The following is a 13,852-nucleotide window of genomic DNA, read 5'->3' on the forward strand; positions in this document are numbered from 1 at the left end:
ACTACGGAGGGGGTATGAGCACTCTTCATCTCACGCCCCCGGAAACGCGCGCATCCATATCGGCTGCGGCGTTTCTGGCCCTAGAGGTCATCGGAACTGCTGCGGCCACCACGGCGCCCACTCTCCCGATCGAGCGACCTTGCGCGCGCAGCCTCATCCTTCTTGGACAGTTGACCAAGAGCCGCTCCTCTGCCTGCGCTACGTCCCCGCTTACCTCGCCGCGATTCGACGACGAGACAGCCGCATACGCATTCGCCATTGAAGTCCACAACGTAGGCGACCAAGTCATCGATTGGACCCTGGGTGTCGAGTTCTCCAGCACCTTGTCAAGAGTCCAGCAGGTAACGCTTGCCGTTAGCACAAACGACGGAGTCGCTTGGTCGTCCCCGATCGATATCGATGCCTCTAGAAACCCTGCGTTTTGCACCGTGTGGCCTCTTATTCCCGCATCAACGCAGACCATGCTCTTCCGAGTGTGGGTCCCTTCCGCGGCGGCGGCGTGTCACCTCACGCTCGAAGCGAACACCATGCAATGGACAGCTTCACTTCCGGTTGCTCGTCGACGGGCCCGTGGCCCGCACGTACTCCGACCAGGTGCACTCCACCGCCAGGCGCATTGCGTCCTCGGGGAAGTAGCCGATGAGCTGACGCCGTGCCGGGTCAGCATCGAACGTCACCGAGCGCAGCAGTCTGCAGCCGTGCACCTCGACGACGCGGACGATCGCGATTCGCTTGCTTTTGTCGAAGATGAACCACACCCCCGGCTCGGGGGTGCGCTGCAGCTGTGACATGGGCGACCACACTTGCACCACGCGCGGCCCCTCACGCCTTGTAGACGGTCACGAACCGTTTATCCTGCCACCGGGCACGCTCGCCGAGATGATGACGCGGTGCAGCCGCTCCGTGGCCGTTTTGAGCGTCGTCGCCCAGCCGAGTACTTCGCCGCCGGCTGCCTCGACCCGGTAGCGCGGCCCGTCATCTGTGCGGCGCAGCTCGATCGTCCCGGCCACCTGATCGCGCGCGTTCAACATCACCCAATGCGCGGGTGAGGTCTCGCGTGCGAGAAGCTGGGGATGCCAGCGAGGACCGTCTTCACGCATGGCGAAAGTATCGAACATGTGTTCTATATGTGCAAGCTAGATGACCCGGGCGGGAGCCCTCTCTGCAACCCGGCGTCGACTTCAACGTTGCCGGGCGATCGCGGGTTGCCCGCACGCTCGGCAACGCCAGAACTCGGATCTCGCCGTGGCCACCGGGTCGCAGGAGCCCAGACAGTTCGGACAGCGAACCCACGCGAAGCTCAGTTCATCCATGACCGTGCAGCGTACGCAACATGAAGCATTGAGGCCGATCGTTATCCACAGCCAGGTCTCGTGATCCGTCAGTAATGCGCGTCAAGATCCGCCCGGTGACGAGTGCTTCCAGACTGCCCAGAGCGAGTTGGGGAACAAGAACGCCCCCGGGGTTTTCCGGGGGCGTTCTTGGTTGCTGTCGTTCAGGGTGTGCGTCGCCTGTCACTCAGAACGAGCTTCGCGAAGCGAAGGCAAATAAGTCCGCTTTTTTCCTTTTGGGCGCGTCAGTGACGCCAAGGAAAATCGCGGAGGCTGCGGATGTCGCTGTGGCCAGACCGAGCGCGACGAACTAGGCGTGCGTCTCCCATGAGCCTGTGGCAACGCCACCAAGGTGTAACACCTGACGGCAGGTGTTACACTTGAGCATGCCGACCAAGAACCCCCGCACCAACATCACGCACACCCCCCAGGTGCAGCACGCGCTTGAAGTCGCTCGCATGCACTGGCCCCGCGAGGACCGTGAGAGCTCCCTGCTCCTGAATCTGTTGGAGCTGGGCGCGAAGACGATCGAGGCCAGCGATGAGTTCGCCGCGGAGCGACGCGTCGCGCGCATCCGGGAGGTCGCGGGCAAGCACGCGGGGCTGTACGAACCGGGCTACCTCGACGAGCTGCGCGAGGGGTGGTCCGAGTGATCGTCCTCGACGCCGGTGTGCTGATCGGCTTCCTCGACAGCGCAGACGCCCACCACGAGGCCGCCGTGGCGATCCTGGAGCAGAACCCCTCCGGTTACCTCGTCCACCCGCTGACCGCCGCTGAGGTGCTGGTGGGGCCGGCGAAGCGCGGCGTGGAGGATCAGGTCTGGCGGGATCTTCGAGGGATCGGCGTCGAGGTTGCGGACCTCGGACACGACGAGCCGCTAGCCCTGGCTCGGCTCCGCGCGCAGTGGGGGTTGAAGATGCCCGATACGTGCGTGCTCGCCACGGCCGAGCAGTTCGATGTGTACCTCGCGACCTTCGACCGTCAGTTGGCCAACGTCGCGACCCGTACCGCCCTTCTCCTTCCCGGCGTGTGAACCGCACCACAAACGAGCGTTTCTGGCTCGCTGCGCAGCAGGCGAAAGTCGAGCCACCAGAAACCGGCCCGTATCGAAACTCAGTTACGGGACGAGTAGTTTCGGGTCGGAGTTTCGGCCCGTCTGCTCGGTGAGTTCAGCGCGGTCGACAATGGGGCGGAGCTGTAGCCAGCCGGAGAGGATCAGCACCAGAGCCGTGCCGGTGAGGATGCCGTCTACTAGACCGGGGGGCAAGAGGAAGATCATCAGCACCAGGGTGACGCCGCAGTTGAAGAGAGAGAGCACCAATCCCCACATGCGGTTTCGGGCCATAGCTATGGCGCCGGTGATGCGAAGCACTCCGAACACGCCGCTCATCGCCATCATCAGGTACAGGTGCTCGTTCAGGTACGGCAGCGCGAAGATGTCGACCCGATCGGTGATCGAGCCCTGAGAGACGCCCAGCGCCAGCAGTGCTACAACGCCGATGGCAACGGATAGCTCCATCAGCGCTCCCTGGGTGATCAGCAAGCCGCTCGCCCATCGAAGTCGGAGGAGACGGGCGCGAGCTGTTGTCACGCTTTCAATCTATCGGTCGAGGTAGGCAACGCACCTGGCCGGGCACGTGGTTCTCTTTGTAGGTTCCCGCAATCGCTCGAAACTGATCGTTCATGATCGGACGGGCCGGCGACGCGACGTTATCGGACTCACACGCCAACGAGTCCGCGCAATCCTGCGCTCGGACCTCGCCCGCGTGTGGCGGGACGAGTGAGTGTCCGGTAGGGGATTCTCCTGCGGACACACACCAGCACGCGCCGCGGTGTCCCGGTAGAACGAGGTAGGAACACCGACTCAGCGAACACGTGGCGCTGACACGCATCCCCCCGAAAGCGAGCGACGAGCTACTGCGCATGTCGTTACGTGGCCACGAGTTTGCGGGAAGGTACTTGATCTACCTCAAATTTTCTTGGCGTCCGTTGCGATAATGATATGAAGTTTCTCTGGACTGGTCTCGTCTGGCTCTGCGACGTTGAGAGCGTGAAGACAAAAAGTGTCGCTATTGCTCTGGCCGTCGGTGCGCTCGTCACACCGCTATCCGCCGCGGCGTTGCCCGCTCAGACCGCTCCCGAGACCGATCTAAAAGATGCCCTCTCCATCACGTCGACGGTTGAGAGCGATGTCATCCAGCCAGTGTTGGAAGACAACGTCGCCCTCAGCTACAAGCCGGACAGCGCGGTCGTTGCTGAGGCGACGATTAACGCTTCGGAGGTGTCCATCCCTCTGAACCCAGCGGACGGCGTCACCTACGGCGACATCACCATCGGTTTGCCTACCTCTTCTGCAGCGGAGGACGCCCAGTCGGTTCAGCCGGGCGTGGTGGGCTATGACGATGAGCAGTTCTCGGTCGCCGTCGCATTGAAGAGCAGCGCGGACCTGCAGTTCTCCACCGTCGTATCGGACGCTTCGGCTCCAACGCGATTCGACTACGAGCTCACCTTGCCGTCTGGCGCAGAACTGAGCCTCGGCGCAAACGGTTCAGCATGGGCAATCGGTGCAGATTCCGAGTTCCTGCTCGGTGTTGAGTCACCCTGGGCTGTCGACGCAAACGGTCAGGAGGTCCCCACCCACTTCGAAGTTCATGGTCATACCCTGACTCAGGTGGTGGATCACTCGTCCGGTAGCTACGCGTACCCGATCGTGGCCGACCCGTATGCCGGGCGGAACATTTTCGATCGAGTCACCACGTACCAACCTCACAAAGACCAGGTAGATCTCGTTCTGTCATCGTGGGGTCGAGCCATCCAGCTCGGACAGATGTCGGGGGACCCCTCTACCGGATGGGCCAAGGGACAGCAGATTCTCCAGAAGAACGGGTGGGATGAGGCTGTGGCCCGTGGAGCCAACGTCCTCAACACCAAGGCAACCTATCGCCATCAGTACGACTGCCACCGGGTCGGCGCGTACACCCCGTACACAGGAGGCACGGCATGGAACCTCGAGGGTTGGCGCGCACCGAAGGCCAACTGGCTCAGCGACAACCCCCAGCGGCACAAGTGCAACTGGTGACGCCACCGCGTCGTCGGACGCGGCTCGTCGTCGCAGCAGTTGCCCTGGCGGCCATTGCGGCGACCGGATGGTTTGGCTACCGGATCGCGCAGGACATTGTGGATCCCAAGCGCAATCTCACCATCAGCTACTTCCAGGAGCTGGGGGCCAGCGGTTCTGCCGCTGGGTACGCATTCGAAGGGTTACGGGATACCACCGAGGCGAGCTGCCCCCAAACGAACGGTTGCGTGGAGGCCGCTCGGAGCGACCGGGCCCAGTTCTATCGATTCGCCGATCGCGACCAGGCCGAAGCATTCGCGGCTTCACTCGAAGACGGGTATGCCTCGGACCGAATAGTCATCGACTTCTCCGGTCACGCCTGGTCCAGTTCCGGGCGGGAACAAGCTCAACGCACCCTTGACCACACCTGGTCATCGGACTGACGCATTCTCCGAAACCTCCTACACAGACGCGCCCCCAGCTAATGCGCTGGGGGCGCGTCTTGTGCCACGTGCAAACCGCCCCCACAGAGACTCGCTTCGGCGGGGGATGTTGGTGGTGGTACTCGCCACCACCCTGAACACCGGGACCAACCGTATGGGTCTCCAATTCATCGCGAAGCCTGTCCGGATGGGGATCGGTTGGTGAGACACCCGGCGCGAACGATCCGGGCCTGTCGTTCCCAATGGCCGACCGTCTCACATAGGGTGTCAGCAAGCAGTCTCATTGAAGGGTGTCTATGCGAACGGCGGTCGTATGAAGGTCGGGTACTCGCGGGTGTCGACGACGGCGCAGGACGTCGAGGCTCAGCATGCGTTTCTGATCGGTGCCGGCGTCGACGCCGAGCGGATCTACACCGACGCCGGCTTCACCGGCAAGAACGCCTCTCGGGCGGGGCTGCGCCAGGCCCTCGCCGCGGTGCGCGAGGGTGACACCCTTGTCGTCCCGAAGATGGATCGTTTCGCCCGCAACCTCGAAGACACGTTGCGCCTGGTGCGCGAACTCACCGACCGCGGGGTCATCTTTCAGATGGGGCACACGGTCTACGACCCGCGCGACCCGTGGTCGAAACTCTTCCTGTCCTTCCTCGCCGCGATCGCGGAGGCCGAGGGTGGGTGGATCAGTCTCCGCACTCAGGAGGCCATGGCGCGGCCGGCGGTGCGGGCAAAGCTCAAAGGCCGTCAACCGTCGATCTCCCCGAAGGCGGATGCGGCGATCGCGCGGATGCTCGACGAGGGCGACGAGTCGCCTTCCGACATCGCCCAGTCGTTCCGGATCTCGCGGGCGAGCGTGTATCGCGCGGCCGAGCGGCACCGGCGCCGGCACCCATCGCCTGACACAGCCGCAGACGGCTAGCCATGACCGATATCCCGGCGACGCCTCGTCGACGTCGAGCCACCACGCGGACCGAGGCGGAGCGGTTCTGGCAGTTCGTGCTCAAAGGGCCGGCGGCGGGGGACTGCTGGCTATGGACGGGCGCGATCGCGGACGACGGCTACGGCCGGTTCTGGACGGCCGGCGTCGACGGGAAACAGAAGATCGTCCGCCCACAGCGGTATGCCTACACGGCCCTCACCGGGCGCGAGCTCACACCGGACGTCCTGATCCTGCACCGGTGTGATGTGCCGCTCTGTGTGCACGCTGACGTCGACCCAGAGGCCTCGCACCTTCGCCCGGGGGATACGTCTGACAACATGCAGGACCGCGCCCGTCGCGGCCGCCAACCCCGCCCGAGCGCCACGCTGCGCTTTCGGGATCTACCTCGAGCGGAGAGGGCCCGCCGCTCCCGCGCACTGCGCACTGCGGTGCTCGAACGCGGGTGGGACGCTGCGGCCATTCACGGGGTGCTCAGCGGTGTCGACCCCGGGCACCCCACTCTGTTCTGAGTCGACATGCGTACGCACGTGCGACGGACACCGGGCCCCGAAAGAGCGGCAGACGGTGACGGTGCGGGTCGCCCGTCGTTGGTCATCGGGGTCGTCTCCTTGGCGGTGGTTCGGTGCTGCGCGACGATAACTACGCTCCGGCGCTGCGTGCCCCGTCTCCGCTCCTTAATGCCCCCTCGTCGCTGCGCTCCTCAGTCCGCTTACCGCTACGACGGGTCACTCCGCTTCGTTCTCGCTGCTTTTGCACCGACCACCACCAAGGAGACTCACACCATGTCCAAGCACTTCGAACTCAGCTGCATCATCGCCGGCACGATCCTTCTCGCGATCACAGCCCTTCTCAGCATCCTGACCTGGAACACCACCACGGTTCTCCTGGTCGCGGCCCTCGGACTCGGCAGCGGGCTGGGATGCCTGATCACGGCGTGGGTGTCTTGGAGCTTCCGACGCTCCAACGCCTAACCGTTAGGGGTCGTCGGGCGGCGACCCCTAACGCCCACGTCTCCTAAGTCGGGAACGGGCTGTGAGGGGGAGGGGCTGTCGGTTCAGCACGCGGACAGTGACGTCGTGTGGGATGCCCAGCGCCGCGCCGCGTTGATACTGCGGGCCGAGGGGTGTCAGTGGCTCTAGCTCGTACAAGTACAGCTGTCCCTTCTTGCTCTTGAGGCTTTGTTGCCCCATGTGTTTCGACGTCGGCCGCTGCGGGAAGAAGAAGACCATCCGCTTGTACTGCCGGCGGAGCTTGCCGTGGTCGACGAAGAACTGTCGGCCGCGACTGCGGGAGGCTTCGAGGGTCACGATGTCTTGCGGCTCCCACTTGATGGGGGAGAGGTGGAAGAGTTGCGGGGGCCCGGGTGTGCCCGGGGTGATGCCCCGGTATGAGTTGACGAACACCGCGACCGGCAAGGCCAAAGCGACAAGTGCAATGCCAACCAGCATGAGCGGAACACCGGCACCCGTTCGCGCCAGGACCATCCCTGTGAGATGCACAGCGATACCCACGATCATGAGCCCGAGTGTGCCCGCCATGACGATTTTGAGTCGTCGGCGCTCGCCTGCAGGCACCCACTCGACCTCGGCCCACAGCGCCCCGGACGCAGGGCTACCGGGAACGTGGTTCGGCTCAGCTGCGCGGCCCACTAGCGCCCTCGCCTCGGGGGAGTCATGCGGCCAGGTCCCAGTCCGTGGAGGTCGTCGACGAGAGCGCGGCCGGCGCGGCCGGCGCTGTGCCGTAGTACTCCCAGTGCCACGCTTCATGCGGTCCGCGCCCTCCCGGCTGCGCCCAGTCGGGATGCGCCCACCCGTAGCGGCCGGCGTTGAGGGTGAGCCAGAGGTACGTGGCGCTGTCGTATCCGATCGCGGCTCCGCTGATGGGTTCGCCAATGTCGATCGCCATGGCCCACCCGTGGTTCGACTGACCGGGCGTCGCGGCGTTGCCGCCGTAGATGCGTTGCGCTTCGACCTGGCCGGCGTAGTCGCGGTACCCGTCGTTGATGAACAGGTCACGCCCGAAGGTCTGCCGGTATGCGCTGTTCATGGCGATGAGCGCGGCCGTCGCGTCGGAGCGGAGCGTGTAGCTCGACGCCCAGGGGATCGGGGTCAGAAGGTTCGTAGGTATGCGACCGTTTTCGAATCCGCCCCAGGGGCCGGGTTCTTGTCCGTTTGCAGGAGGGTATGCGCCGCCCGCGCAAGACGCGGCGGGGGCTCCGGGGTCGCTGCCGGTGAGCGCGGTGATGATTTCTCGAGCGGCGGGTTCGTACTTCGCGTAGTGGTCGGGGTTAGCGTTGCGCTGCACCTTGTGCGCGGCGAGGGTGACGGTCATCGTCTCCCACCCGGGATCGGCGACGAGACGGTCATAGAACAGGCCGGCTGCGGTGGCGGGGTCGAGGCGCTGTTCGCGTGTGCCCCAGGAGTCTTGTTGCTGGAACAGACCAATGGACGTCGTGGGGGAGCCGTCGGGGTTGGTGACCCCGTTCGTCTCCCAATCGCCGTACCCGATGTTGTGCAGCGACGACTCCCCAATGGCCGTCGTCACGGCGACGACCTGAGCTTGCGTGGAGAGCTTGCGCTGTGTCGCGACGTTCATGATCGTCGCTGCGTTTTGCAGCTGGTCACCGCTGTACCCGGCGACACTGCCGGACGTGGCGGAGGCGCTGGCTGCGACGCTGGGACCACACGCGTTCGCACTCATGGTCAACCCGAGCACCAGGCCCACGATCAGGGCGAACACACCGGCGACCGCGCCCCCAGTAACGAGGCCCCCTTTCATCGGGTGCCTTCGGGCGCAGTGAAGCCGGACACCACCCAGACACCCGCGGTGCCGTCGTCCCCGCGCGTGGTCATATCGAGCCGGTACTGACCGGCGTCGGTGGGAATGAGCACGCTCACCGATGACGCCGACGCGGGCGTCGCGATCGCGTCACCGGTGATCCGTGTCGCCGGAATCTGCGCCGGGTCGGTTCCCTCAATAACGAACTTCGCTTCGGGGGAGAGGTAGGGGCTCAGGCCGCTCCACCAGGCGGCCTCGTCATCGTGGTGCTGCACGTAGGCGGTCATCGCTTCGACCGCGGCGACGGCCGCCGCATCCGTACGCGGAGTGCTCGCCGTCGTCGGCGCACTCTGACCGGGCGCAGGCTGCGCGGTGCTCGTCGCCGCGGCGTTGTCCGAGCCGGTCGACTCGCCCCCAAAGAGGGTGCACCCGGCGAGGCTCACCACGAGTCCCGTGCTGAGCGCGAGGACCGCGACGTTACGCGTGATCTTCACCGCGGGATTCCTCGCTCGTCTCTGTGTTCGTGGGTGCGGCGGGCTTCGCCTTACGCCCACGGCTCGGGCGCGTGGCCGAGGCCAGCCCGAGCTTTTTCAGTTCGCGTTCCTCCCACCCGCGGGCGAGAGCGGTGCGACGTGCGGCGGCGACGGCGGCGTGCGCCTCGTCGAGCGCGGCGCGTGCCTCATCCTCGCGCTTGATCGCGGCGGCGAGGCTGCCGCGCGCGCCTACCTCGAATCGGACCATTCGCACGCTGACGAGTACTACCTCGCTGACGCCGGGGCTGTTGCGGCCTGGGCGGCGTGGGACGGGCAGGGCGTGGAGACAGCTACCGCCACGCTTGACGGTCCGACGTATCAAGCGTGGGTCGACTGGAAGGACCCCAAGTCCGGCTTGCTCCGCGGCACACCCCGCGAAGAGACACGCATCAACCGCAGCGGGGAAGTCGTCGTCAACCCGGCTTCGCCGCGGTTCGTGGAGATGACCATCAACTGCGACAAGAGCCTGTCCGTCGCCGCGGCCCTTGACCCTGCCGTTTCCGCGGCGCTGGATGACGCTCAGGCCGCCGCTGGCGAGGCCATGAACCGGTACATGGCACAGAACTCCGTGACCCGTGTCGGGCCGCGCGGAGAGCAGCGCCTGGTGCCGGTGGAGCGCATCGAATCCGTCGCCGTCGTGCACCGGTCTTCCCGCGCAGGCGACCCGCACCGCCACGTGCATATGCAGTGGGGGACGCGCGTGTTCGCGGAGGGCCAATGGCGCGGGCTACACACCGCCGCGACGTTGAAGCAGCAGGGCGCACTGCGCGGCGTCGGAGAGGCCACGATCAACTCCGATGCGCGACTGCACGCAGCGCTTGCGGATGCAGGTTTCACGTTCGACGCGGCCACCGGACGCGTCACCAACCTCGACGAACATGCGCGCGTCATGTCCAAGCGCGCCAACCAGATCGAGGCCAACCGCGCCCGCTTCGAGCGTGAATGGCGCACCGCCCACCCGGGGCAGGAACCCGACGCCACAGCCCTTCGCGAATGGGACCAGAAAGCATGGGCGTTCGAGCGACCGCGTAAGCGTCAGGCGACAGAGAACGCCGAGCAGAAGTGGGTGCGCGAACTGCGCGAGGAAGGCCTACAGGTCGACGCTTTTGCACCTGTCGCGCGCCCCGCAGCGGTCACCCTCGACCAGCTGGACCGCGCCGCGATCGCTGAGCATGTCGTGATGGTCGCGGGCTCGAAATCGTCGGCGTGGTCGGTCGCAGACCTAGAAGGCCACGTCGGCGTTCTCGTCGGGCAAACCTCCGTCCGCGCCACGCCCGAGGAAGTCACCGTGTTCGCCCGCACCGTTGCGGCGCAGGTCGCCGCGAACCTGCCGCAGCTGCACATGGACGTGCCCGGACAAGTGCCCGGGTGGGTGCGCCACTTGACCAGCGAACGTGTGCAGCGCATCGAGGAAGAGTTGCGCGCGAGGCTCACCGATCGGGCCATGGCATCCGGTCTGACCATCGACATCGAGGCGCCGGCTCTGGCGGGGCTGAACGCGGAGCAGTCGACCGCGGCGCGGGCCCTCGCCACTCGGGCACCGCTGATCGTGATCGAGGGTGCCGCCGGTTCCGGCAAGACGACGATGCTCGCCGCGGCGCGCGATCTTGGCCAGGCCGAAGGACTCCGCTTCGTGGTGCTCGCCCCGACCCTCCGAGCAGCGAACGAGGCCGCCTCGTCGATCGGCGCGCAAGCGTCCAGCGTGCACAAGCTCGTGCACGAACACGGCTTCCGGTGGGACGACGACGGCCGCTGGACGCGCCTCGCCGTGGGCGAGGTCGACCCCGCTACAGGCGCGATCTACGACGGGCCCGGCGCGGAGTACCGCGTGGACGCGGATACACGCGTCGTCGTCGACGAGGCCGGCATGATCGATCAGGACTTGGCGCACGCGCTGGTCACTGTCGCGAACGAGAACGCCGCTCCGCTGGCCATGATCGGGGACCGTGCGCAGCTGCCGGCGATCGGGCGCGGGGGAGTGCTCGATATGGCCGTGGCCGCGCACCCGCGTCCCCTCGACCTCACCGAGCTGCACCGGTTCCGGGAAGCCGGCTACGCCGACCTCACGTTGCGGATGCGCGATCGCGTCGAGCCGCGGGCCTTGTTCGATCAGTTGCAGGAGCGCGGCAACCTGGTCGTGCACGAGACGCCCGAGAAGGCGTGGGAGGCGATCATCGCCGACGTGTCACGTCGCGCGGCCGCGGGGGCGTCGGTCGCGGTGGCCGTGGCCACCAACGACCAGGCGGCCGAGTTGAACGCACTCGTCCAGGCCGCGCACGCAGACGCCGGCAGAACCCGCACACCCGGTGTCGAGGTCGCCGGCAGTGACGCTCTCACCCTCCGGGTGGGCGACCGGCTCATGACCCGCCGCAACAGCTCGGAGCTCGGCGTGGCCAACCGCGACACGTGGACCGTCGACCGGGTGCACCGCGACGGTTCCGTGAGCGTCAGCGAAGGGGCCAAACAGGCGCGGTTGCCCCGCGAGTGCGTCGAGCAGAACACACACCTGGCGTACGCGTCGACGGAGTACGGCGTGCAGGGAGCCACGGTCGCCTACGGCCATGGCGTCATCACCGACGCCTCATCGGCCCAGGCCGTCTACGTCGCCGCCACCCGCGGCCGCGAGCACAACGTCCTGCACGTCGTCGCGGAAAGCCACGTCGAAGCCCGCGATGTATTCACCGCGGCAATGGGCCGGGAGGCCGGCGACCGCGGCACCGAAGCTGCCCGCGACGCCGCACAACGCGACGTAGAGGGAATCACCTTGCCCGAACATGACCACGACCCGCAGACGCGTGCCGCTCGAATGGCCGCGGAAGAACGCGTGTACCAATCCGAGATGCGCGCCTGGGAAGCCGCGACAAAACGGTGGCAGGAGCTTTACCCGGACGTGCCGGCGGCGGAGTACCCCGCCGCCCTGGCTGCCGCCGAAAGAGCCGCTACAGACGCCACCACCATTCGGGTAGCACTCGAAGAAGCTACTGCGGGAGAAGCCGTCGCCACAGGCGAGCAGCAATGGGCCAGCGACTACGCCGCCGTGACGCACGCCGAGGCAGCCGCGGAGGCTGCGTCAGTGTTCCGCCGCAACGCCGCCCAACGCGACGCGGAAGTCACCCGCGCGCAGTTTCAGGCCCGGCACCGAGCAGCGCCCGCACCGGCACCCACCGCGGAGCAGAAGGCCGCCTGGGCGCGCGCCGCTACGGCGGCCGGATCTCACGCCGGCCTCGACACCGCGCGCGCCCAAGAGCAAGCCGCCATCGCCCGGCACTCCCGCCTAGCGGCAAGCTCCGCCCCCAGCAGTAAGCCCACCGCCCCGTGCCCCGGAACCGCCGAAGAAGAGGCACGCAAAGACGCCGCATTCACTGCCCGCCGGGGCAGTCGTACGCAGCGGCAGGAAACCGCTGCCGAACGGGCAAAGCAGTCGCAGAACGTGCCTGAGCAATCGCCGCCCCTTGAACGCTAACCTCGTCCCCGTTCTCTCCCCATTCGTCGGCCGCTAGATAAAGGCCGGGGCGTTCCACGCGGGGCGGAGGCCCTTCTTTTAGGAAGTGGCGTCCTTCCAGGCCTCGACGATCGGAGCGGCGACACGGCCACGGTCGCTCACCGTGTGACCGTTCGCTCGAGCCCACTCGCGTACCGCCGACAGATCCACATCGCTCTTCGACGGCGAAGAACGCCGAGCGCGGCCGGTGCCGGCTGAGCGGACGCTCCGTGCGGCGTCAACGTACGGTGCGAAAGCGCTGCGGAACTTTTCCGCATTCGAGGCCGACAAATCAATCTCGTACGTCCGCCCCTCAAGGGAAAAGACAATCCGCGTGCCCTCTCCTTCTTCAAGAACTGAGCCATCGAGGTCGTCGATCGTCTGCTCAATGTGTCTAATCGCCATACGCAAATCCTCCACCCCGCCCGCGCTCCCGGCAAAATCTCAACACCTGGTAAGCGAAACGCCCGCTGCGCCGAGCGCACCGCGGGAGGGGCGCGCTTGCCGTCCACCGCGACGCGAACGTTCGCGCTGAAGGCGGCTCCGCAGCACGAGAACAGGCGGAGGGAAAATCTGGCCGCTAAGCATCGCCCGCCCCTTCCTAGGGGTACAGACCCTCGCGCGGAAGAGGGTGGCTTGAATACGATGACGCTCACTATCCACTTCTCATTGGTTGGGGGAACCATGAATGTCAGGACCAAGCTCGCTGCAGGGCTGCTCACACTGGGCATGATCGGGGGCGGGATGGCTATTGCTCCGGCAGCCTCGGCCGCCACCGAAATGCGAGAGAACTACACGAACTACGCCACCAAGGCACGGTGCGAGTCCGTGAAGAGCTCCACAATGAACCGCCTGCGCTCCACCGGCCGCCAGATCCAAGCGCACACACCCTGCCAATACCAAAGCGGACGGCAGTGGATGTTCCAGGTCTGGTACATCTGACTGCCGCACGGCGAGAACAGGTGCAGTCGCTGTCCCGGTCATGAGGGGTAGGCGTAGTCACCACGCCGTGTGATCGCCGTACACAGAGAGCTCGGCGGCGCCAACGGATACACCGCCACCGGCCTCGCCCTCGTCAGCTGGTCCAACACAGATCCGACCGTCAAAGTCGAACTCGACCGGGTCCCGAAGGACGTACGACCCGAGCAGTTCATGACACGCATGATTGAGCAAGTTCTTGCCGCAACATCTGTGTCTCAACACGTGGACGTCCGAAGTCTCATCGAGCGCCGCGAGCTGGCCGTAACCGAAGAAGATGAGATAGCTGAGCTCACCCAGTAACGTCAAATCTCAG

The 13,852-nt window shown here is 66.1% G+C and carries 17 protein-coding genes; 10 read left to right on the forward strand and 7 right to left on the reverse strand.

The features are described 5' to 3' along the window. Positions 1–542: 542 nt before the first annotated feature. Both MTE01_RS08230 and MTE01_RS08235 read right to left on the reverse strand, forming a co-directional pair. A complete protein-coding gene (locus MTE01_RS08230) occupies positions 543–791 on the reverse strand; it encodes a hypothetical protein (protein ID WP_170210651.1) in 249 nt (82 codons plus the stop codon). A gap of 48 nt (positions 792–839) precedes the next feature. After that, positions 840–1,118, reverse strand: a complete 279-nt coding sequence (locus MTE01_RS08235; RefSeq protein WP_141376778.1) for a hypothetical protein — start codon at positions 1,116–1,118, stop codon at positions 840–842. Between the two features lie 599 nt (positions 1,119–1,717). On the opposite strand from MTE01_RS08235, the gene MTE01_RS08240 reads away from it, so the two are divergent. Both MTE01_RS08240 and MTE01_RS08245 read left to right on the forward strand, forming a co-directional pair. Then, positions 1,718–1,984, forward strand: a complete 267-nt coding sequence (locus MTE01_RS08240; RefSeq protein ID WP_141376780.1) for a hypothetical protein — start codon at positions 1,718–1,720, stop codon at positions 1,982–1,984. Beyond that, the gene (locus tag MTE01_RS08245; RefSeq protein ID WP_170210652.1) at positions 1,981–2,364 is read left to right on the forward strand and encodes a type II toxin-antitoxin system VapC family toxin; all 384 of its coding nucleotides are present in this window, start codon (positions 1,981–1,983) and stop codon (positions 2,362–2,364) included. Before MTE01_RS08240 ends, MTE01_RS08245 begins: the two co-directional genes overlap by 4 nt. An 84-nt stretch (positions 2,365–2,448) precedes the next feature. On the opposite strand, the gene MTE01_RS08250 is transcribed toward MTE01_RS08245, so the two are convergent. Beyond that, on the reverse strand, positions 2,449–2,874 hold the full coding sequence (locus MTE01_RS08250; protein ID WP_141376784.1) for a hypothetical protein: 426 nt from the start codon (positions 2,872–2,874) through the stop codon (positions 2,449–2,451). A 459-nt stretch (positions 2,875–3,333) separates the two neighbouring features. On the opposite strand from MTE01_RS08250, the gene MTE01_RS08255 reads away from it, so the two are divergent. The 5 genes from MTE01_RS08255 (at position 3,334) to MTE01_RS08275 (ending at position 6,737) form a co-directional block, all read left to right on the forward strand. Next, positions 3,334–4,410: a hypothetical protein gene (locus MTE01_RS08255; protein ID WP_141376786.1), complete on the forward strand. Its 1,077-nt coding sequence runs from the start codon at positions 3,334–3,336 to the stop codon at positions 4,408–4,410. Continuing rightward, positions 4,398–4,832: a hypothetical protein gene (locus MTE01_RS08260; protein ID WP_141376788.1), complete on the forward strand. Its 435-nt coding sequence runs from the start codon at positions 4,398–4,400 to the stop codon at positions 4,830–4,832. Before MTE01_RS08255 ends, MTE01_RS08260 begins: the two co-directional genes overlap by 13 nt. Before the next feature lie 313 nt (positions 4,833–5,145). Then, positions 5,146–5,745: a recombinase family protein gene (locus MTE01_RS08265; protein ID WP_141376880.1), complete on the forward strand. Its 600-nt coding sequence runs from the start codon at positions 5,146–5,148 to the stop codon at positions 5,743–5,745. Positions 5,746–5,747: 2 nt separating this feature from the next. Continuing rightward, entirely contained in the window at positions 5,748–6,275 is a 528-nt protein-coding gene (locus tag MTE01_RS08270; RefSeq protein WP_141376790.1) for a hypothetical protein, read from the forward strand. A 273-nt stretch (positions 6,276–6,548) separates the two neighbouring features. Further along, entirely contained in the window at positions 6,549–6,737 is a 189-nt protein-coding gene (locus tag MTE01_RS08275; RefSeq protein ID WP_141376792.1) for a hypothetical protein, read from the forward strand. A 27-nt stretch (positions 6,738–6,764) separates the two neighbouring features. Here MTE01_RS08275 and MTE01_RS08280 read toward each other — a convergent pair whose 3' ends face one another. From MTE01_RS08280 to MTE01_RS17015, 3 genes are all read right to left on the reverse strand, one after another. Continuing rightward, a complete protein-coding gene (locus MTE01_RS08280) occupies positions 6,765–7,304 on the reverse strand; it encodes a hypothetical protein (RefSeq protein ID WP_170210653.1) in 540 nt (179 codons plus the stop codon). Between the two features lie 133 nt (positions 7,305–7,437). Continuing rightward, positions 7,438–8,544: a M15 family metallopeptidase gene (locus MTE01_RS08285; protein WP_141376796.1), complete on the reverse strand. Its 1,107-nt coding sequence runs from the start codon at positions 8,542–8,544 to the stop codon at positions 7,438–7,440. Continuing rightward, positions 8,541–9,038, reverse strand: a complete 498-nt coding sequence (locus tag MTE01_RS17015; protein WP_170210654.1) for a hypothetical protein — start codon at positions 9,036–9,038, stop codon at positions 8,541–8,543. Before MTE01_RS17015 ends, MTE01_RS08285 begins: the two co-directional genes overlap by 4 nt. A 157-nt stretch (positions 9,039–9,195) precedes the next feature. On the opposite strand from MTE01_RS17015, the gene mobF reads away from it, so the two are divergent. Next, complete coding sequence (gene mobF, locus MTE01_RS08295; RefSeq protein ID WP_170210655.1) at positions 9,196–12,540, forward strand: MobF family relaxase; 3,345 nt, start codon at positions 9,196–9,198, stop codon at positions 12,538–12,540. Between the two features lie 78 nt (positions 12,541–12,618). Here mobF and MTE01_RS08300 read toward each other — a convergent pair whose 3' ends face one another. Beyond that, complete coding sequence (locus MTE01_RS08300) at positions 12,619–12,963, reverse strand: histone-like nucleoid-structuring protein Lsr2 (protein ID WP_141376802.1); 345 nt, start codon at positions 12,961–12,963, stop codon at positions 12,619–12,621. A gap of 240 nt (positions 12,964–13,203) precedes the next feature. Between MTE01_RS08300 and MTE01_RS08305 the strand changes: the two genes are divergently transcribed. Then, the gene (locus MTE01_RS08305; RefSeq protein WP_141376804.1) at positions 13,204–13,500 is read left to right on the forward strand and encodes a hypothetical protein; all 297 of its coding nucleotides are present in this window, start codon (positions 13,204–13,206) and stop codon (positions 13,498–13,500) included. A 69-nt stretch (positions 13,501–13,569) separates the two neighbouring features. After that, positions 13,570–13,839 carry a hypothetical protein gene (locus MTE01_RS08310; RefSeq protein ID WP_141376806.1) on the forward strand — a complete coding sequence of 90 codons (270 nt, stop codon included), beginning with the start codon at positions 13,570–13,572 and terminating at the stop codon, positions 13,837–13,839. Positions 13,840–13,852: the final 13 nt, after the last annotated feature.

Origin of the sequence: Microbacterium testaceum, from assembly GCF_006539145.1 — a bacterium.
Classification (GTDB): domain Bacteria; phylum Actinomycetota; class Actinomycetes; order Actinomycetales; family Microbacteriaceae; genus Microbacterium; species Microbacterium testaceum.